This window comes from Algoriphagus terrigena DSM 22685 (genome assembly GCF_000429445.1).
Taxonomy (GTDB): domain Bacteria; phylum Bacteroidota; class Bacteroidia; order Cytophagales; family Cyclobacteriaceae; genus Algoriphagus; species Algoriphagus terrigena.
This window is the reverse complement of the sequence record NZ_AUBW01000019.1, coordinates 57,572-77,355: the sequence shown is the minus strand read 5'-3', so window position 1 is coordinate 77,355 and position 19,784 is coordinate 57,572. Positions and strand designations below refer to the sequence as shown.

23 protein-coding genes are annotated in these 19,784 nt (G+C 48.3%); 13 read left to right on the top strand and 10 right to left on the bottom strand.

Annotated features, from left to right (window positions below):
* Positions 1-30 precede the first annotated feature (30 nt).
* Positions 31-378, bottom strand: coding sequence for a single-stranded DNA-binding protein (locus G459_RS0117275; protein ID WP_026968769.1), 348 nt, complete (start codon positions 376-378; stop codon positions 31-33).
* A 273-nt stretch (positions 379-651) separates the two neighbouring features.
* Here G459_RS0117275 and G459_RS0117270 point away from each other — a divergent pair, with 273 nt between their 5' ends.
* The 4 genes from G459_RS0117270 to G459_RS0117255 all read left to right on the top strand — a co-directional run bounded on the left by G459_RS0117270 (position 652) and on the right by G459_RS0117255 (position 4,477).
* Positions 652-951: a hypothetical protein gene (locus G459_RS0117270; protein WP_026968768.1), complete on the top strand. Its 300-nt coding sequence runs from the start codon at positions 652-654 to the stop codon at positions 949-951.
* A 135-nt stretch (positions 952-1,086) separates the two neighbouring features.
* On the top strand, positions 1,087-2,238 hold the full coding sequence (locus tag G459_RS0117265; RefSeq protein WP_211234403.1) for a DUF1254 domain-containing protein: 1,152 nt from the start codon (positions 1,087-1,089) through the stop codon (positions 2,236-2,238).
* A 400-nt stretch (positions 2,239-2,638) separates the two neighbouring features.
* Positions 2,639-3,532 (top strand): bestrophin family protein, encoded by an 894-nt coding sequence (locus G459_RS0117260; RefSeq protein ID WP_026968766.1) that lies wholly within the window; start codon positions 2,639-2,641, stop codon positions 3,530-3,532.
* Positions 3,533-3,832: 300 nt separating this feature from the next.
* On the top strand, positions 3,833-4,477 hold the full coding sequence (locus tag G459_RS0117255) for a dihydrofolate reductase family protein (RefSeq protein ID WP_026968765.1): 645 nt from the start codon (positions 3,833-3,835) through the stop codon (positions 4,475-4,477).
* 250 nt (positions 4,478-4,727) lie between these two features.
* On the opposite strand, the gene G459_RS0117250 is transcribed toward G459_RS0117255, so the two are convergent.
* Positions 4,728-5,192 (bottom strand): DUF305 domain-containing protein, encoded by a 465-nt coding sequence (locus tag G459_RS0117250; protein WP_026968764.1) that lies wholly within the window; start codon positions 5,190-5,192, stop codon positions 4,728-4,730.
* A 360-nt stretch (positions 5,193-5,552) separates the two neighbouring features.
* On the opposite strand from G459_RS0117250, the gene G459_RS0117240 reads away from it, so the two are divergent.
* Entirely contained in the window at positions 5,553-5,801 is a 249-nt protein-coding gene (locus tag G459_RS0117240; RefSeq protein ID WP_026968762.1) for a DUF7218 family protein, read from the top strand.
* A 183-nt stretch (positions 5,802-5,984) separates the two neighbouring features.
* Complete coding sequence (locus G459_RS0117235) at positions 5,985-6,833, top strand: SDR family oxidoreductase (RefSeq protein ID WP_026968761.1); 849 nt, start codon at positions 5,985-5,987, stop codon at positions 6,831-6,833.
* Between the two features lie 71 nt (positions 6,834-6,904).
* Here G459_RS0117235 and surE read toward each other — a convergent pair whose 3' ends face one another.
* A complete protein-coding gene (gene surE / locus G459_RS0117230) occupies positions 6,905-7,642 on the bottom strand; it encodes a 5'/3'-nucleotidase SurE (RefSeq protein WP_026968760.1) in 738 nt (245 codons plus the stop codon).
* A gap of 65 nt (positions 7,643-7,707) precedes the next feature.
* On the opposite strand from surE, the gene G459_RS0117225 reads away from it, so the two are divergent.
* The 4 genes from G459_RS0117225 (at position 7,708) to G459_RS0117205 (ending at position 11,292) form a co-directional block, all read left to right on the top strand.
* Complete coding sequence (locus G459_RS0117225; protein ID WP_026968759.1) at positions 7,708-8,616, top strand: diacylglycerol/lipid kinase family protein; 909 nt, start codon at positions 7,708-7,710, stop codon at positions 8,614-8,616.
* A 1-nt stretch (position 8,617) separates the two neighbouring features.
* Positions 8,618-9,847 (top strand): AI-2E family transporter, encoded by a 1,230-nt coding sequence (locus tag G459_RS27800; RefSeq protein WP_051315281.1) that lies wholly within the window; start codon positions 8,618-8,620, stop codon positions 9,845-9,847.
* A 462-nt stretch (positions 9,848-10,309) separates the two neighbouring features.
* Entirely contained in the window at positions 10,310-10,702 is a 393-nt protein-coding gene (locus G459_RS0117210) for a hypothetical protein (RefSeq protein WP_026968758.1), read from the top strand.
* Positions 10,703-10,755: 53 nt separating this feature from the next.
* On the top strand, positions 10,756-11,292 hold the full coding sequence (locus G459_RS0117205; RefSeq protein WP_026968757.1) for a pyridoxamine 5'-phosphate oxidase family protein: 537 nt from the start codon (positions 10,756-10,758) through the stop codon (positions 11,290-11,292).
* A 129-nt stretch (positions 11,293-11,421) separates the two neighbouring features.
* Here the strand turns inward: G459_RS0117205 and G459_RS0117200 are convergent, their stop codons facing one another.
* The 7 genes from G459_RS0117200 to G459_RS0117170 all read right to left on the bottom strand — a co-directional run bounded on the left by G459_RS0117200 (position 11,422) and on the right by G459_RS0117170 (position 16,788).
* The gene (locus tag G459_RS0117200; protein WP_026968756.1) at positions 11,422-11,850 is read right to left on the bottom strand and encodes a DUF1579 family protein; all 429 of its coding nucleotides are present in this window, start codon (positions 11,848-11,850) and stop codon (positions 11,422-11,424) included.
* 74 nt (positions 11,851-11,924) lie between these two features.
* Positions 11,925-13,025, bottom strand: a complete 1,101-nt coding sequence (locus tag G459_RS0117195) for an acyltransferase family protein (protein WP_035456306.1) — start codon at positions 13,023-13,025, stop codon at positions 11,925-11,927.
* Positions 13,026-13,134: 109 nt separating this feature from the next.
* Positions 13,135-13,434: a chaperone modulator CbpM gene (locus tag G459_RS0117190; protein ID WP_026968754.1), complete on the bottom strand. Its 300-nt coding sequence runs from the start codon at positions 13,432-13,434 to the stop codon at positions 13,135-13,137.
* 1 nt (position 13,435) lies between these two features.
* On the bottom strand, positions 13,436-14,344 hold the full coding sequence (locus G459_RS0117185; protein WP_026968753.1) for a DnaJ C-terminal domain-containing protein: 909 nt from the start codon (positions 14,342-14,344) through the stop codon (positions 13,436-13,438).
* Between the two features lie 161 nt (positions 14,345-14,505).
* Positions 14,506-14,979 carry a hypothetical protein gene (locus G459_RS0117180; RefSeq protein WP_026968752.1) on the bottom strand — a complete coding sequence of 158 codons (474 nt, stop codon included), beginning with the start codon at positions 14,977-14,979 and terminating at the stop codon, positions 14,506-14,508.
* Positions 14,980-15,121: 142 nt separating this feature from the next.
* A complete protein-coding gene (locus G459_RS0117175) occupies positions 15,122-15,718 on the bottom strand; it encodes a DUF2911 domain-containing protein (protein ID WP_026968751.1) in 597 nt (198 codons plus the stop codon).
* Positions 15,719-15,960: 242 nt separating this feature from the next.
* Positions 15,961-16,788 (bottom strand): sugar phosphate isomerase/epimerase family protein, encoded by an 828-nt coding sequence (locus tag G459_RS0117170; RefSeq protein ID WP_026968750.1) that lies wholly within the window; start codon positions 16,786-16,788, stop codon positions 15,961-15,963.
* Between the two features lie 101 nt (positions 16,789-16,889).
* On the opposite strand from G459_RS0117170, the gene G459_RS0117165 reads away from it, so the two are divergent.
* The 3 genes from G459_RS0117165 (at position 16,890) to G459_RS0117155 (ending at position 19,780) form a co-directional block, all read left to right on the top strand.
* The gene (locus tag G459_RS0117165; RefSeq protein WP_026968749.1) at positions 16,890-17,930 is read left to right on the top strand and encodes an NHL repeat-containing protein; all 1,041 of its coding nucleotides are present in this window, start codon (positions 16,890-16,892) and stop codon (positions 17,928-17,930) included.
* Between the two features lie 115 nt (positions 17,931-18,045).
* Positions 18,046-18,426, top strand: coding sequence for a VOC family protein (locus tag G459_RS0117160; protein WP_026968748.1), 381 nt, complete (start codon positions 18,046-18,048; stop codon positions 18,424-18,426).
* A gap of 61 nt (positions 18,427-18,487) precedes the next feature.
* A complete protein-coding gene (locus G459_RS0117155) occupies positions 18,488-19,780 on the top strand; it encodes a sensor histidine kinase (RefSeq protein ID WP_026968747.1) in 1,293 nt (430 codons plus the stop codon).
* The last annotated feature ends 4 nt before the right edge of the window (positions 19,781-19,784 follow it).

The window sequence follows — 19,784 nt, the reverse complement described above, 5'->3', positions numbered from 1 at the left end:
CGGGAACTGCAAACTGATGACTGTGACTGGTTACTGAACAGATTCCTTCTTGCCCATCAGCATGAACTCATTGACGACGATCTCGGTGAAGTATTTTTTCTCACCGTTTTTGTCCGTGTAGGAGCGGTTGGTGAGCTTACCCTCGATACCGACTTCGGAGCCTTTGTCGGTGTACTTGGAGAGTGTCTCGGCCGGTTTGCCCCAGATGACCAGGTTATGCCAGGTGGTCTCGGTGATTTTTTCACCCTTTTGGTTTTTGTAGGTTTCGTTGGTCGCCATGGTGACGTGGCCGACGAGCTTGCCTGATTCGAGGGTTTTTACTTCGACTTTGGCACCCAGGTGACCGATGAGCTGAACTTTGTTTCTTAGCGTGTTCATGATTTTAAAAGTTTGGATTGTGAAAGATTTGATAAAGATTTCGCCAGAGGCTTGTTGATGAACCAAAGTTGGGGGATCGGCAAAAAAGGAGTCGGTAGCTAGTCGTTTGTATTCGATAGTAGTCGGTTGTTGTCGGATAAAATGTTAATGGATGGAATTGAGGGTGTTTTTTTATTCCAAGGATTTAAGTAGGTTCGGTACAGCGGCGAGATACCCTTAAAACCTATCCGCAGTTCGGGAGATAAATACGTTGTGGACAAACCGTTATGGACAATGCAGATCCGTGGGACGATGGAGGACAAGTATACATTACTTCGTGAGAAGGGAGTTTTTGAGGAGTACGAAAAAATTCATTTACCCTACGCGGACAAGGCTGAAGAGGATTTAGAATCACTAAAGAGAGGACTTTTTATTCAATGGTACGCCATTACAGAACCAGGATGTATTACCAGGATAAATGAGTTGAACGAGAATGCAACATGCAAAATCATCCGTCAAATTGACACACACCAAATGATGGCTCGCGGACAAATGGGACGCTACTGGAACTCACTGAATCATTTCGCAGGATAATGACCAGCCCACCACAAAGTGCATAATCAATGGACGGGTTTAATGGCGATTTGTAGTTTAATTTTTCAAAATAGGTCTGGCGTCGTGGGACAGCAAATCGCTTCGAACACCCTCCTCTGCTTATGTACAACCGCCATGTTTCATCAAGAAAACAGTAATTTTAATCAAAACAGTAGTATTATGACAAAATCACTTTATGCGGTTGTTCTAATTGTAGCAATGATCAGCTGTCAATCCGATAAAAAGAATGAATCGGAAACATCAGAACAATCTGATACAACAGTACAGGCGGTCACTACGGACAACGATTTTTTTAGCGAAAACGGTAGATTAGTCACTCCAGACACGTACCCTACTGACGAGACATCGCGTCAGATTCTCAAGGGGCAAAGCATGGTTGGGATAAACAAGTTTAATCATAACAGAAAGCTCACCCCTACAAATCAACAGCCTGTTGTTCGCATGAACCGGGACACTTACTATTCAATGGCTGTTGTAGACGTTTCAAAAGGTGCGACCATTGTGATGCCTGAAATTCCGGAAGGAAAATATATGTCTGTTCAGCCTGTAACAGAAGATCATAGAATTCAGAAGATGATGTATGGTCCCGGTTCATTTGATCTATCAACCCATACTGGTACTCATCTTTATTTGGTCGTTCGGCTTGATGGTACTTTTACCGAAGCAGAGGCAAAAGAGATTCAAGATCAAATGAGTATTAAAGCAAATTCAAATATTTTATTTGCTACCGAACCCATAAACGAGGAGTCCTTTTCCAAAGTAGAATCAGAACTCAAAGCTAAGGTGGCAGTCATTGTCAAACGCGATGGCAACAATGCGATGAAAGGCATGTTTACCAACCCACGTGACGAATCAGCAAACGACTTCACGGTTGAAAAGTACCAAGTCGGTGCCGCAGCGGGTTGGGGAGGTGCCCAACTGACTGATAACATATACGAGTCGTCTGGAGATTTCCCGACCAATAGCTGTTACCAGCTTACGTTTGAAGATCCAAACAATGGTGCTTTCTGGTCGATCACTGTATATGACAAAGTTGGATTTATGTTTAATGATCTTGCAAACTACAGTTCCAACACCGCGAAAAGAAATAGTGATGGGACGTACACGATTAGTTTTGGTTGTGGCGAGGGTTCTCCAAATAATCTGGCGATCGATAACCCTTCAAATGAGTTTAATATTTTGGCTCGTCATTATCGTCCTTCCAAGCGGGTAATTGAGGAAGGCTATCGAATTGTTCCTCTGATCAAAGCGGTACCTTCAAGATAACATCAAGGAGGTTTGTCTTGCAGCCGGATTATAAGTCTGGATATAAAAATAGTTACGGCATGCAGAATAATTGGGTTTCCATCGGATGGGATTGGGTGAAAAGTTGAAGTTGTGTGATTCTATTAACAATTAGTGGTGACCGGAGAATGACTGCTCATGAGTACATCATCGTGGATAAGTTATTACAATTGTGACAGGGAATAGTCGTAAGATCGGTAGGCCCTTAATTTCGGATTGTGGAATTGGAATAAGTAAATACTATAGATCAAAAACCCAGCTTTCGGCCCAGCACACCGTGCATTCATTGACACCTTGTAAATCATTAGAGTGATTTTTGGAAGAATACAGGACAGGAGGGGAGGCTACAGATTGCTAACTAACGTTCAAAAACCATTTAAAGATGCTGCTAACCAAACTGCCAAGTCTTCTTTATGTCCTCAATAAAACTAAGGTAGAATTTGTCTATTCATTTATCCTTGCTTTGTTGATCTCCTATTTGAGTTACAAGTTCAACGGATATATTCCAGAAATACCGATAGCGATTCCGACATTTTTAGGAACAGCTATCTCCATCCTTCTGTCGTTTAAGCTCAGCCAATCTTATGATAGGTGGTGGGAAGGCCGTAAAATATGGGGAAGTATTGTCAACGAAAGCAGGAGTTTCACATTGCTGTTGCAGTCATTGCTTGCTCCCGGAAACGACAGCGCTGTCAAGCAGATAGCTTTCAGACACATTGCATGGTGTTTTAGTTTAGGGCGCTCACTAAGATCTCTAGATCCGCTTACAAACTTAGAAAAGTATATTTCAGAAGATGACATGAAAGCTATCACTCCCCACAGCAATAAGCCTCTGGCGCTTTTGCAATTAAATACCCTTCATATTGCACAGCTAAAAAACAATGAGCAAATGGACGTGTTTGGTCAGATCCAGTTGAATAATGTGCTGATCAATTTTTCCAACGCTATGGGTATGGCTGAAAGAATCAAAAACACTGTTTTCCCTGTAACCTACCGTGTTTTTTTGCACTTGATGATCTATGTATTTGTTATCACGCTTTCTATTTCACTAGGTGCCAACAAACCTATGTTCGAAGTCCCGCTCTTGTTACTCATCTCCTCGGGGTTTTTCGTGCTGGAAAAGACAGCGACACTTTTGCAAGATCCATTTGAAAATAAACCTACCGATACACCGGTGACCAGTATTGCGACTACTATCGAGATCAATATCAAACAATTGTTAAAAGAAGGGGAGATTCCTAAGCCTGTTGAACCCACGGGATTCTATTCTCTTTAAATACCAGATGAAAAGGAGCGACGGGCCAAAGGTGCATTTATCAGAATGGTGCTCGGTTCACAATAACGAATCTTTTGTTTCGTGCGCAACCCGCTTGCCTGCCGTGATGAGAACATCGGAATGCGAAGCGTTCACCGACACAATGTAAATCAATAACAAGACAGGTAAGGTTGCAGAGCCCGCCCCGATTCTTTCAAGAAATCGGCGAAGTTCTTATCGCATCGAATCGGACTTTTTCCTCGTTTTTTAGCATCTCTTGATTAGGGAAAGTAACTTCAGGAATCACTCAAATATGAACTTATGAGCAAAGTCAAAGTAATGAATTACACCATTTCGCTGGACGGCTATGGTGCAGGACCGGATCAAAGCCAGGAAACACCGATGGGGAAAGGGGCAGAAAACCTTCACAAGTGGATGTTTTCCACCCGGCGGATGAGCAAGATGCTCGGCAAGGAGGAGTGGACGGAGGGAGTTGACAACGACTTTGTTGAAAAGGCTTTTGATAATCTGGGCGCTTGGATCATGGGGCGTAATATGTTTGGGCCGATTCGAGGCGACTGGCCGAATGACGAGTGGAAGGGTTGGTGGGGCCCAAATCCGCCTTATCACGTCCCGGTGTTTGTGTTGACCCACTACGAGCGGGAACCGGTGACGATGGAAGGTGGGACGACTTTTTACTTTGTCACCCAAGGGATCGAAGTGGCCTTAGAGGAAGCAAGAAAAGCCGCCAATGGCAAGGATATCCGGATTGGAGGCGGGGCTTCTACTGTCCGACAGTTTCTGAAGGCAGGCTATATCGACGAACTGCATATTGCCGTGTCACCGCTTTTTCTCGGTTCGGGAGAGAATCTGTTTCAAGATATTGACATGGTGAGTTTGGGATACCGTACCGTAGAGCGAATCGAAGGAGAGCTCGCGACGCACATCCTGATCACGAAGGACTAAACTTTTTCTAGAAGGGACTACCTCTCGCCACATCAAAGGACTACGTCATCTTGCCGGATACCGCCCAGGGATTCAACCAGAAGGTGATTGACGCTCAGTACGCGATTCTCATGAGTATCAAAGCTGGCTTAGAAAGCTTTTGCTCTGCGCCGGCCTGACAGCAATCAGTATCCTTTTCCAGCACTTCGAAGTTGCTTTGCAGGATTTTTTTTGCGGCGCATCTATCCTGTCCGCAGTGTGCAGTCCAGTTCTACCTGTCCATTCTGTCCAGGATCGCCTTCATTTGGGCGATCTCTTCCTCTTGGGATCTGATGATCTTTTCGGCAAGTTCTTTTACATCCGGGTCTTGGAGATTGGCGTGCTTGCTGGTCAGCACCGCCGACGAATGATGTGGGATCATAGCCTTCATATATTGCCGTTCTCCGATGGGAGTCTGTGTCCGGAGTAGCAGCAGTGACAGCACAAATACAGTCACGCTTGCCGTGTAGATGATCAGATTGATCTTTTTGTCAGGATACATCATGGGCATCATGATGAGCATCAAGAGCGGCATCGGCGCCACCATCAGCAGGCTCATGTATAGCCTGGTCGTACTTAGGTAGATATGTTGTGCGCTGTCTACGTTCAAAAACATCACCAAGTACATGATACAAAGCGACAGGAACAGCATCAGCGGAAGTTTCCTGTAGTGTCCGTGTTTCGTCGTATGTTCCATAGCTGTTACCGTTTAAGTGATTGGAGACCTTTGGATTTCTTTTTTTGCAGAGAGACGACACGCAGTGCATGTGAGGGGATGTTTTCTTCGTCCTTAATTCCCGCTTGCCTCGTAGTCGATTTGAATTGTATCGCTGCTGGAGGTTCATAAACCGTTCCAAGCACGTCTGGCTGTAGTTGCCGGTATTTTTTCAAGGGAGGTAAAAGACCTTGTTGAACCCAGGCTACACCTATGGCCTGTGCTGTCGGTAAATCGGCCTCACTTTTGATTTATTCTCTGTGGAAAATTTCCCTTCACGGATGTTTTAACGGGGATGATTTTCCCATCAAATCAGCCAGTTAACCCTAAAACCACAAAATCATGGCAAAAGACCACGGCCCGAGCATCAAGGATGATGCAAAATACGAGGCACTCAGAAAAGAAGGCATGAGCCGAGAGAAGGCTGCCCGCATCGCCAATAGCCCCAATTCGGGGAAAAAAGGTGGCAAAGCGTCGGACTACGACGACAGAAGCAAACAGGAACTTTATGACAAAGCGAAGCAAGTCGGGATCTCGGGCAGAAGCAAGATGAGCAAAGATCAACTGAAGGATGCACTGAGAAACCATTGATCCATCTGTCTTTACACTTTGAACCTATCGAAACATGAAATCGAGCCCGTCTGCCACAAGGCATGACGTAAGCGATCCACAGAGCAATGCCCCGATGAACCCGAGCTATCGGGCCATGCGAAGATTCTCCCGAAGAAAAATCGGGACAGGCTATATGGCCGCTGAAAGAAAAATTATAATCCTATGAAAAAGCCAACAGAATTCAAACCACAACAACAGGACCTGCCGGGACAGCAGAGCAAGATGATTCCTGAGCCGGAAGTAATCCGCAAGGGCTACAAAGGTGCCGGTAAGCTCCGGGGCAAAGTCGCTCTGATCACCGGGGGCGATAGCGGCATCGGCCGAAGTGTCGCGGTTCATTTTGCCCGCGAGGGCGCCGACGTCGCGATCAATTTCCTCAGCGAGGTCGATGATGCCAAGACCACTCAACAACTGGTAGAAGCCGAAGGCCAGCGATGTGTCCTGATCAAAGGTGACATCCGCTCTGAAAAGTTCTGCAAGGACGCCGTGGCCACGACCGTGAAGGAGCTGGGTGGCATCAATGTCCTGGTTAACAACGCTGCCGTTCAGTTTCCAAAAAGCTCCCTTCGCGAGATTACCGGCAAACAGCTTTTGGAGACTTTTGAGACGAACATTTATTCTTTCTTCTACTTTGCAAAAGCCGCGCTGGACCACATGAAGGCGGGCGATTCGATCATCAACACCAGCTCGGTGACGACGTATCGAGGCAGTGAGCATCTGGTGGATTATGCCAGCACCAAAGGCGCCATCGTGGGATTTACCCGCTCACTCGCCAAGATGCTGGCACCCGAAAAGATCCGCGTCAATGGGGTAGCGCCGGGCCCGATCTGGACGCCGCTGATTCCGGCCACCTTTGACGATGTGACAGATTTTGGACAGGATACGGCGCTCGGGCGGGCTGGGCAGCCCAGCGAGGTCGCACCTGCATATGTTTATCTTGCCTCCGAGGACAGCTCCTACACCACCGGCCAATTCATCCATGTGAATGGGGGTGAGATTGTGGGAGGATGATATCAGTAGGCAGTATTCAGTCTCAGTTATAGTGATCACTGCTTACTGAGACTGAGCACTTATTACTGACACTAGTCCTGATCAAAGATCTTTCTTCCCGAGAGCTTCACCAGCTGGGATTCATCCGTCAGATCGAGTCGCAGCGGTGTCATGGATACCAGATTGTGCTCCATGGCGTATCGGTCTGTGCCTTCTTCCGCCAGCTCGAGCGGTACGACTGTAATCCAAAAAACCGGTCTTCCCATCGGATCTTCCATCGGTTTGACCAAGCCATCATACTGCCGCACGGACTGTCGGGTCCAGACGATTCCTTCGGGTGCAAGTGGAAAATTCACATTGACCAGCTTGGGCACGTCCTCTTGGATCAGATACCCGATCACTTGCCTCACATACGATCGCATCTGGCTGAAGTCATAGTCGTCTTTTTGGGTGGGCGTGCTGAGTGCGACTCCTTTGATCCCGAGGAGTGCAGCCTGCTTGGCTCCGGCCAGGGTACCGGAGTGCCACATGGAGTTGCCGAGGTTGGGCCCGAGGTTGATACCGGATAGTACCAGATCCACTTTTTCCCAGTGAAAGCAGCCCAGGGAGACGCAATCTGCTGGGGTGCCGTTTACACGAAACGCGTCAAAATTCCCCACCCTTGTTTTGTGATAGGATAGCGGTCTGGTCGCTGTGATGGCGTGTCCCATGGAGGATTGCTCCACATTTGGAGCGACGATTCGTACGCTTCCAAATTCTGAGGCTATTTCAGCAAGTTCCAGAATTCCCGGGCTGTAGATGCCGTCGTCGTTAGTGATCAGGATTTTCATAGCAAGTCAGTTTAGTCATGTTTTTTGTATGCAAATAGTAAGCAGGACTTCACGCGACTCTTTTTATGAAAATAATTCTTCTCTACAATCCGTCCGCAGGGACGGAAGATTTTGACTTGGCTGAAGTGATCGGTTCGCTCGAACGACAAGGCGCCAAGGTGATCGCACAAAACACGAAAGAAGACGGATATAAGGAAATATTTAAGCTCAACTACGATCTGGTCATTGTAGCAGGAGGGGATGGTACGGTCGAGAAAATCCTTCTGGATTTACACGACTCCAAGATCCCCATTTCCCTTTTGCCCGCCGGAAACGCCAACAACATCGCCAACAGCTTGGGGATCGCCGGCTTTTATCCCGATACCGTCAAACATTTCAAGGAAGCGAATTTCTGCAAGCTTAGCGTGGGAGTGTATGAGACGGAGGAAGAAAAGGGGAGGTTTATCGAAGGCGTCGGTTGGGGCTTGTTTACGGCATTGCTGCAGCAGATTGATAGAGGGAAAAAGAAGGAAGCGGCTACGGGAAACAAAGTGGACTTTGGCAGTAAGCATCTCCGCAAACTCCCCAAAGAGCTTCCTGCGCAGGAATATGAAATCGAAATCGACGGCACCGACTATTCGGGCAGGTACCTCTGGATCGAGGTGATGAATACCCGTCAGCTGGGGCCTCAGTTGGTCTTGGCCCCGGATGCGGATCACAGTGACGGGTATCTGGATGTGATGCTCGTGCGGGAAGACCAGATGGACATGTTGCGGGATTTTCTCAAAGCCCACGAGACGGACGATGTGGATAGCCCTTTCGAAACGATCAAAGCCAAAAAGATCCGCGTCAAGACCCATTTACCCTTTCATGTCGATGACTCGGTATTTGAGCATCAGTCGCTTTATGAGGGGATACCCGAGGTGAAGATCAAGCTTCAAAAACACCAACTGACGCTCCTACAGACCGATCCCAATTCGGCTAAAAAGAACTGATATGAACTTTAAAAGCATACTGATTCCGTTTGCACTCCTCGTTTTAGCGCTGTTTTTTCTGATCAAAGGGCTGGTACTGGCCGAGGTGTTCCTCGTTCCTTTGACTTTCGGCGTGATGATCGCGCTGATCTGCACGCCTCTTGCCCGCAAATTTCAACGATGGGGGTTCTCCAGGCTTTTGGCGGCATTCACCTGCGTGGTGATGTGCGTGTTGGCCTACCTGGCTTTTTTCTCCGTGATCGCCGTCCAGGCGGGCAACATCTCTGAACAATGGCCGAAGATGGAGAAACAGATCAAGCCGAGGCTCAATGAAGCCGTCCGGTCTATTGAGGAGAAAACCGGGCTGGAAGTAGAAAGCCAGCTGCCTCCATGGCTTGATATCTCGGACAGTACTGCACAATCGAACCCTTCCGAGGAGCCCGAAGCTCAGACTCGGCCGGAAGATGAAGCTCAGGCAGAAAGCTCCCGGTCGGCTCCACAGAATAATGAAGGCGGTTCTCCTGTCTCGGCGGGGATCAAGAAGCAGCTTGGACAGCTGGCAGTTAATGTCTTTGGCTTTCTGGGGAGTTCCCTGCTCGTGTTTATCTACACCTTTTTTCTCCTCTATTTCCGCCACAAAGTCAAGCTCTCCATCCTTCGGTTTTTCCATTCCGACGAGCGAAAGCAGGTCAAAGAAATCCTGGAAAAATCATCTCAATTGGCGCTCAATTTTCTCGGCGGGAGGCTGCTGTTGGTGTTGGTCTTGGCGGTACTTTATACCATAGGATTGTTCATTGCAGGGGTGGAAAACGCCATCGTGATCTCTGTGATCGCTGCCATGCTGAATCTGATCCCTTACGTCGGGTCGATTGCTGGCTACATCCTGTCGATGGCGCTGGGGCTGTTCGGCGGGGCGGAAATAGGATCACTGATCGTGATCTCGGTGACCTTCGCGGTGGCCCAATTTCTCGACAACAACGTCCTCGAGCCCTTTGTGGTGGGAGACAAAGTCAACCTCAATCCACTCGCCACGATCATTTTGGTGGTACTGGGAGGATCCATCTGGGGAGTGGCGGGGATGATCCTGAGTATTCCCCTAGCGGGAATTTTCAAGATTATCTTTGACGCTACTCACGAACTCGAGCCTTTGGGATACATGCTGGGGGTGGAGGATTCTTCTGACGATAAGCCAGGCTTTTTTGGAAAATTGGGAGAAAAGCTGCGCGGGAAGGTGAAGAAAAAACGATCCTAAAAAAGCGAGAAATGCGGTAAAGTGCTTTTTCTTGAATTCAAATGTCCAGCTGTATATAACCCCTGTTGGGAACGCAGACTGTCACTAACAATTCCCGCTCGCTTAAGCTTTTTACCCTGCGGCGATCACACGACCGTTTGGTATGCCCGTTCCTGAGTCGCGGATTCCACAAGATGAGGAAAAGAAAGCTTCAATATCGCAGCAAAACATGATCAGAGATTTGATGAATTTCGGAAAAGTAAACTGGTGGATTCAAAATAAATAAAAGGATAACTGGAGGTTTTTGGCGTGATAATTTTGTGTTTTTCGAAATAAACAGACATAATTTTCCCTTCCTCTCCGCCTAAGAACCAACGACCCAGCGATATCCGAGTCGAAAACATCTTGGAAAGACTTTTGAAATCTATACGGTCATAGGATACTCCGCAATTCCAAAAGGAGAATTCCTAAAACTACTAGACTATGAAAACTCAATTGATTATTTATCCTGCTTTGATCGCAATGATCTTGTTATCCTGCGAGGAAAAACCAAAAGGCACTTACACGGAAGCTATGAAGGATGAGGTGGTGGCGGATGGATCTTTGGCCGGGGACGTGCCCGCGCTTGATTCTCCGGAACCGCTCGGCCAGCATGAGCTAGTCGACACGCTTCAGTTGCCGGAGCCGGTGCTGATCATCCTGCGCAAAGATCCGGCTACCGCTCCTGATAAGATCAAAGACGTCCGCAGATACAACGAACAGGGGACGGACTACTTCGAGATCACCTTTGTCGAGCCCGTCAACGGAAGAGACACCATCACCTACGATAACTTAGGTAAGATCAAAAGTCCAGAACTCGGAGAACCTGACCGTTAACCGGAAAAGTTTGAGATGAGGAAAAAATAAATAGTAACTAAACCAACATGACCATGAACTCAATCGACGAACAGCAAGTAGAAAACAATAGAAAAAATCTCAGTGGCACTGAGGCGGTGGAGAAAATCCGTTCTCTCATTGACAAGGCTGGCTCCTGCTTCTTTGTAACGCGAGCCAACTTCAACGCTTCCCACAAGTCTAGGCCTATGTCCGTCCAAAAAACGGATGACGCGGGCCATGTGTGGTTTCTCAGTGCCAAAGACAGCGTCAAAAATATGGAACTGGAGCATGACAAGAACGTCACCTTGTATTTTCAGGGGTCTTCGTACTCGGATTTTCTTGAGCTCAACGGACGGGCTGTCGTCAGCGACGACCGGGCAAAGATCGAAGAACTTTGGGATCCAACCGTCAAGGCTTGGTTTACCGAGGGGATAGACGATCCAAGGATCTCCGTGATCCAGTTCATTCCGGATACGGGCTATTATTGGGACAACAAGCACGGCAATACCATTGCCGGGATTAAGGTTCTGATAAGTGCCGTATCGGGGAAAACGATGGATGATTCCATCGAGGGAGATCTGGTCCTTTGAGGATCGATTTTCCGAATAGTGGAAGTGCAGCTCAAGCGGGGCTGCACTTTTTTTTGTGCTTATGACCGATTTTTGCAAGAAAAATCGGTTTCAGCTACACGATATTATAAAGCAAGTTTTTGGTTTCGCCTATTTCTGTTTTTCGAGCTTCAAATCAATAAACTCAACCCAGCTGTTGTCTTCCGCCTGCTGAAGCCATTTGCCGATGACGGCTGTGTTGGCTTCATTGATTTTTCCTGAAAACTTTAATCCGTCTCCATTGATCAGAAAATCATCGCCCTCGATTTGGCCTGTCATCGTGCCGCTTTCTCCATTAGCGTTGAAGTAGTTCATTGCTGCTTTTTCGGATGAGCCGTCCAGTCCGACGATCTCAAACGTTTCGCTCTTCTCATCTCCCATCATCACAGCCGCCTTGTGTAGGATGTAGTTGCCGTTAAGGATCAGCTCATAGCTGTCCGTACCCGCCAAGCTCAGGGTACTGTCGCCGGATAGAATTTGCCCGGAAGTCTTCCAAACTCCAAGTAATCTTCGGAAAGAGCTGTTGGCTATTTTAGTCATTTGTCGTTTATGAGGGACATTTCGCAAATGTTTTTTTCGACGGTGATGTTCATGGTTTTTCCATGACGTGCCCGTTAAATCCTAAAGAAAATACCTTTTCGATACAAGAAATAACACAATCCCCACAAGGCAGCCAGTGTAGTCAGAGCCGTGATCAGGGCCAAGCCATGTTCGCCCAAGCCGGTCCAGGCTAGAAAGCCGCCGGTGAAGATTCCCAGCGTCTTGTTAAGCCAGCGGGCAAGAATCTCGGCGAATAGGTATATGAAAATCGAGTTCATCCCCACGATCAGAAAGGGGAAGATGCCTTTGCGGTTGTTTTTCACGTCCACTAGCCAATAGCTGAAAGCCAAGGCAAGCAGTGCCCAGCCTCCGGCGGCAAACGCAAATGCCGTGGTACTGATTCGCTTGATGATCGGTGTGATTCCCGTCCAGTCAAGTCCATAACCTACCACAAGTCCGAGGACTCCGGCGATAACAAAGAGCTTGATCTTCTCATTGTAAGGCTTGGAAGAGAGTAGCAGGTTGCCGCAAATCGCTCCCCAGATCGTGTGCGCGGCCGTCGGGATGCAGTTGATCGCTACCCAGCCGCCGTTGTTGATCTTGCCCATGAGGACTTGATCCATGTAGTTGCCAAAGTTGGTGCCGTGGACGAAGGGCGCTTCGGGGTTGTAAACCCGGTAGAGAATCTCGGTCAGCGCGAGCAAGCCCAGCGAGGTGCCCAGCTGGATCTTCCAACCCTTGTCGATCAGCAGATAGGTAACCAAGACGGTGAAGGAAAGCTGAGTGAGTACGTTCCAAAGCTCGAAGACCAGCTTGCCGGAATAAAGGCAATGCAGGCCAGTGCCAAAGAGGAAAAGCAATAGGCATCGCTTCAAGATGTGGCGCGTCACCTTGCCGCGATCTTCTGAGATGGCCAATCGCTTATTGAGAGAAAAAGGCATCGCTACGCCCACGATAAACATGAAAAAGGGCTGGATCAAATCCCAAAATCGCAATCCATTCCAGTCGTGATGGGTGAATTGGAGGAGAAAAGGATGCAGACTGCTTCCCTCAGGAAAGAGCTCCAGCAAGGCATCATACACATGCGCTGCCTCTGCGACAAGCAAAAACATGGTGAGGCCTCGAAACAAATCCAAAGATACCAGTCTCTGGGTCGGAAGGGGGGTGATCGTCATTCGGTGGTTTTTTGGGGTTAGAGCTAAGATAGCGGTTGAGTCGAGACTTTCTTCCCGAAACAGAGCCTCAGCCATTTCTTCTGAAAAATCAATCTGAGCGCTTGGGTTTTTACTCTTGGATTCCCATTCGTCTCAGGGTATTTTTTGCTTCGGCGAGTTCCTGGCTGAGCCGGTCGACCTTCTCCAGCAGATTAAATATGACATCGATGCCTTCGGGATTGACTTCCAGCTCTTGGTGAAGTCGGATCATTCGTTCGAGATGGGTGACTTTTTCCTCTGGGAGGTATCGGATTTCTTCGACCGTCTGTACTTCGATCAGGCCGAGATCGCTCAGAGAGTCGATAAAGGAAACCTCCACCTGGTAATGGGTGCAGAGTGTTTCGATCAGGATCAGGTTGGTGACAGCCATCTTATCGTAGGTTTTTCAGTTGTTCAAAGAGTTTCTTTTCCTCCGCACTGAGGTTAGTGGGGTTTTTTATAGTGTAGGTGAAGATCAGATCGCCAAACTCCCCCTCTTTTTTGTAAACCGGAAAGCCTTTTCCCTTCAGCCGGACTTTAGTCCCTGCCTGGGTTTCGGGCGGGATCTTGAGTTTCACCTTTCCATCAAAGGTGTCGGCGACGATCTCTCCTCCCAGAATGGCGGTATACAGATCGATCTCCACGTTGGCGTAGAGCCGGTCTCCCTCTCGGTGAAAACCGGTATCGTTTCGGATAGTGAACTTGATGTAGAGATCTCCGTTGGGGCCACCGTTGGCTCCCGGTCCTCCTTTTCCTTTGATCTTGATCGTTTGCCCATCGGCAATCCCCGCGGCGATGGTTAGACGGATTTTCTCCCCGTTGACCGTGACGACTTGCTGGTGGGTTTTGTAGGCGTCGCGGATGTCGAGGTCCAGTTGCGCATGGAAGTCCTGTCCCCGGTACTTGACTGAGCGGCCGCCTTGGCGGAAGCCTCCGGCACTTCCGCCAAACATGGATTCGAAAAAGTCTGAGTAGTCGCTGCCGGAAAAGCCTTCGCCAAAACCGCCTGTATCTTCCCTCGGCCGATAGGTGTAACCCTGACCCGCGCCTGCACCTGCTTTTTCAAATTGCTCGGCGTGCTTCCAGTCTTTGCCATATTTGTCATATTGTTTTCTTTTTTCGGCGTTGCTCAGGACCTCGTTGGCCTCGTTGACCTCTTTGAATTTTTGCTCGGCGGCCTTGTCTCCGGGATTGACATCCGGATGGTACTTTCTAGCCAGTTTGCGGTAGGCTTTTTTTATGTCCGCTTCTGTGGCGTTTTTGTCGATGCCAAGGGTCTGGTAGTAGTCGATAAAATCCATGGTCTTTTCTGAGGTTGCTGGGAGCGAAACGTAAAAAACGGATCTCTTAAATATATGGAATCCAGCGAAGTTAAGCGCCCTGTTGCCCCCGTAAAATCACCGTTTTTCGTGCAAAGGCAGTCGCTTTCTCCGGCCCATCCAGCCCGATCCCACCTGTAGGATTACTCAAAATCGAGTAGGTTCCCGCGTTCGTATATAGATAACTTGAGTCTACGGCCTTCCATAGAGATCGCCACATCCCGGATTTCATCGTGGTGGGGAAACTCCCAATAGCGACCTTCCCATTGATCCAGTCGGATATCTTCCTCCTCGTCCTCCATCAGCCAAAGGTTTCGTTTTTCGTCCGCGCCGTAGATTTCGATCAAATTGTCGATGAGTAGCCGCAGAGAATCGAGTTGAGAAATCTCGAAGTCCTCCGCAATTAGGACTATTCTCCGGTTGGTAATGTAGTTTGTAGTGATTACTTCGATTTTTCCAAACAGTCCGTAAATAGGTTTTTCGGGGTAGCGATAGGAAAAATACTCAGGGTGGTGTGAGCGGGGCACTTCTCTCTCCTCGATTAGAGAATAAGCGGATCCTGGATAGTCCTCTAGGCTAAATGCCAGAAGTTGTTCCAGTTTTTGGTTGAAACTCATGAATAAAAAGTTTAGGTTCAAAACTATTCAAACTTGAATTTAAGGCTTAAATGACTAAAAATCAATGTGCTGATATTTTGCTTTGGCAAAAAAATCCCGCCCAGCAAAGACTGGGACGGGATTTTAATGGGGTTTGGATGATTTAAAACTGAGACTTCAACTGCTCGAGTCTTTGATCAGCTTGAGTATCCACTTGGAAGGAGACTTTTACTTTCTCCCAAGCCATGGTCACAGTGGCGATCTTGTTGTTGTCAGCAGAGATGGTGTAGGTCAGTCTCTCGGTGTTTTCTCCCATCTTCGGTGTTGCTTTTACTGAGGCAGCATCGTCAGCAGCCACTGCTGTTTCATCGATTTTTCCGTCCTTCGTGTATGCATAGACACTTTCAGCTTTCTTGTTCAGGTGGATCGTCCATTCGCCGCTGGCTGCAGGTGTGATGAAGATGGAGTACTTTCCTGCCGGTAGATTTTTGCCGCCCACGCTCACACCAGTACTGAATTCGATGATAGTCTGACCATTCGCTCCGGCTCTCCAGGTCTCACCGTATTTCTGTAGATCACCGAAGATCGTCCGACCTTTCACACCCGGCGAAGAGTAATCGATGCTGATCTTGGTGAAGCCGACTACCTGTGATACCGAGGCAGCTGGGCTTGGAGATGGTGCCTGCAGCTGCGCAAAGGCGGCGAAAGTGGAGGTCAGAACAAGGGCAAAAGCCAAAAGTAAAGATTTGGTGTTTTTCATGGGGTTTGTTTGAAATTGAGTTTAGACAGGAAAGCTAAGAAAACTTTGATGAATTGGGATGCTCATTTGGATAGGAAAGAATAATGCGAGATTTCGACGGGGGCATCGGTTCTGAAACTATACACGGGGCTTAGGAACCTCAACCACGGGTCTTATCTAAACCGTTCAGATGGACAAAAAAAACCGACTGGGATGCTCTCGAGCATTACCCAGCCGGTTTGGAACTTCAATATCCTGAATGCTTATTTTTTCAATTCACTTTTAATGAACGCAACGCTCTGTGGGATTTGCTCTACGGATCGGCTGCTTTCATCCTCGATTACCAGGTATTTGGTTCCCTGCTTTTTGGCTTCCTGGATCAGACCTGCAATGTCGATGTCGCCCGTTCCTAGGACCACATTTGTCTCCACATCACCATGACCATCGGCCGATCCCGGTGTTCCTTTTTTTCGGTCTTTCAGGTGAAGCTGAGGGAATTTGCCGGGATGTGCTTTCATGATCGCCAGCGGGTCACCACCGCCCATCTGCACCCAAAACACATCCATGTTAAACTGAAAGTTTTTGGCGTTTTCAAGCATATAATCCATTGGAGTACCGGATCCGGAATTGGCAAATTCGTAGCCGTGAGGATGATAGGTCAGCGTGATGCCTTCTTTTGCCAACATGGCGCCGGTGGTGTTGAAGAGCTCGGTGGCAGCTTTCATGTCTTCCATGGAGATTGGGCCCTCAGTATGGGGAATCCAGTAGCAGGTGGCGTACTTGGCGCCGTACTTTTTTGCGTCGGCGATGATCCCGGCGGGATCAGATTTGAGCTTGTTGTAGTCAGCGCCGACTCCGACGATCTTTAGCTTGTTCTCCTTGAGGAGTTTGGTGTATTCGGCGTCAGACATGCCATAGCCTCCTCCCCCCTCGAGTGCGGAGATGCCCCAGTCGGAGATTGCTTTGTGGTATTTGACAGGGTCGACCTTCATTTCATTGCGAAGGGAGTAGAGCTGCAGCGCGACTTCCTGGGCGGTGACGGCAAGCGGAGCCGTGAGAAGGAGGATTAAAAACAGGGATTTGAATTTCATAGCTATTGGGTTTGATTGCGTTGGTGTAAGCTATGGATTTTTACGCCTTGAGGAAAGATGTTAGGGGCATTTTCCCTAAATTGACGCGATAGCCCAATACCATGAATTCAAGAAGAAAATTTATCCAAAACACCTCCCTACTAGGATTAGCGATGAGCATTAAACCCGATTTTAGCCTTTTGGCAGCCCAAGATCAGATCCTCGGTCACGGGGATTTCAAGTATAAAGTCGATACCAAATGGGGAAATCTCGACCCGACCAAGGTCCCCGTGGTCAACTGTCACGAGATGGTCATGGACCGGAAAGGCCGGATGATTATGGTGACGGACGAGGCAAAAAACAACGTCATCATCTACGATCAGTCGGGAAAATTATTGAACACTTGGACTTTGGACCTGGGCCGTGCTCATGGACTTTCTCTGGTTGATGAAGGGGATGCCGAATACCTATGGGTGGTGGATAATGGCGGGAAGGTCGTCAAGACCACGCTGGACGGAAAGGTCGTCACGGAAATCCCGTCGCCGCTGACCAACGGGATCTATACCGAGAAGATGGCTTGGGTTCCGACCGAAACGGCTGTGGCACCCAATGGCGACCTTTACATCGCCGACGGCTATGGCTCTCAGTATTTCCTGCAATACGATAAAGACGGCAATTTCATCCGCAAATTCGGAGGGTCGGGCAAAGAAGACGGCCAGTTTAGCACCGCCCACGGGATTGCGATTGACCAGCGCGGAGGCAAGGCACCGACGCTGCTTTGTACATCTAGAGGACACAATTCTTTCAAGCGATTTACGATGGATGGAGAATATATGGAGACCATCTTCCTGCCGGGAGCATTTGTCTGCCGTCCGGTGATCCACGGTGAAAATCTTTACGCGGGAGTTTGTTGGTCCAGACTCAGATACTTGGAGCAAACAGACAATTCCGGCTTTGTCACCATCTTGGACAAAGACAACAAAGTCGTCTCCAACCCAGGCGGAACCGCCCCCGAATACCGCAATGGCGAGCTGCAGCTGATGGTGCAAAAAGAGCCAGTGTTCAAGCACTGCCACGATGTCTGCATCGATCAGGACGAAAATATCTACGTCTGTCAGTGGAATGCAGGAAAGACCTATCCGATCAAGCTGATCAGAAGCTAGCCTTCATGATTCGATATTCTATGTTCGACATTCGATATTTCAATAATGAATCCTGAATATTGAACGTCGAATATAGAAGCAATAACTAATAGTCAACAACTAAACCCGTTTCCCGATGGCACAAGTAACAGTAGGATGGTTTGAAATTCCGGTCAGCGACATGGATCGGGCCATCGCATTTTACGAAAAAGTATTTGACTGCAAGTTGAACAAACAGGTGATGGGTGATTTTCAGATGGCTTGGTTTCCGTTCAGTGAAAATGGGAAAGGTGCCGAAGGGAGTCTGGTGTATCACAAGGAATTCTACGAGCCCAGCGACAAGGCCGGAGCGCTGATCTACTTCTCCTCAGAGGATTGTGAAGTTGAACTGGGACGAGTCGCTGATGCCGGAGGGAAAATTCAGTTTTCTAAAAGGCTTATCGCCCCGGATATTGGTTATATGGGTGTCTTTTTCGATTCCGAAGGAAATCGGATAGCGATTCATTCAAAACAATAGGACGATTTTCGGAGTATAGGGTGTTGGTTAGTTTGTTGTGAAATCACCTAATTTTTCCCAAATGAAGTTTTTTAATACCTCAAGTGATCCGGGTGATCTGGATCAGTTGCAGTATCGGATTGCGGTTCTATTCGTCCTGCTTACGTTGATTTCGATCGTGTTTTTCGGGATTTCGGATTACATGATGGGACTCAGTCCATTTATTGGCAAGGTCCGAGTAGTCTACGGAGCACTATTTCTGGGATGCTTTTACCTGATGGTCAAGAGGAAGCGCTACGAACTGGCCATCAACCTCATGGCCGGGCTGATTTTGGTGTTTTCGATCTTAAATTTTTTCTACAACGACGGTTATCTCGGGCCGACCATCTACAATCTGCTGGTGTATGTCGTGGCAGTCGCGATATTTTTTAAAAAACGACAGAGCATTTTTTGGTTTGCGGCCTCGATGGGCTCCTATTTGGTGGTCTTCTATCTGAGCGTTCGCGGCCTCGTTCCCGTGGTCAGCAACTATGATTCCAAGATGGATTTGTTTTGGGATAATGCCCTCTCGTTGGCTGTCAGTGCCCTTTTTATCTTTATCGGAGTCTATCTGGTGATTGTAAATTACCAAAAGCAACACTATGCGATGCTCGCGCTGAAGCAGGAAAATGAACGCAATCTCTCCGAGCTTACGGCGCTCAACGAAAAAAAGAACCAGCTCATCGCCCTGCTGTCCCATGATCTGCGGAATCCTATCGCGACGTTGAGCAGCTCACTGGAGTTGGCGGAGCAAGATGTCTTGGAGCGCGAAGATTTGGAGGTGATTTTTTCCGGGCTTAAAACTCAGACGTTTCACCTGAACAAGGTGCTGGACAACACCCTCGAGTGGGTGTCGGCTGAGATGGACGATAGGCCTGCCGAACGGGTGTCGGTGAGACTCAGTAGCTTTAATGAGGAGATGCGAAAGACCATCCAAATCCAGGCGTCCCGAAAACGGCAAGAGGTCCAGGCAGTCTTGGAGGGCCCAGATCAGGAGCTTAGCCTAGAAGTCAGCGAGATTCGGATTATCCTCAAAAACCTTTTGGAAAACGCCGTTAAGTTTTCGCCGGTGGGAGCCAAGATTGACTTGATTTTGCTGGTTGGAGAAAGTGACTTACGCTGGGAAGTAAGGAATATCGGAATGCCAATATCCGCCCAAGTTGAGGAGGAACTGTTTGAGTTTAAGGCTAAAACCAGCTATGGAACCAGCGAGGAGAAAGGCTCCGGCATCGGTCTTTCGCTCTGCAAAAAGATCGCGAAAAAGCTGAATATGGATCTCGGATATCAGTTGGTGGACGGTCAAAATGTCTTCTACCTCAACCGAAACCGGGGTTGAAAAC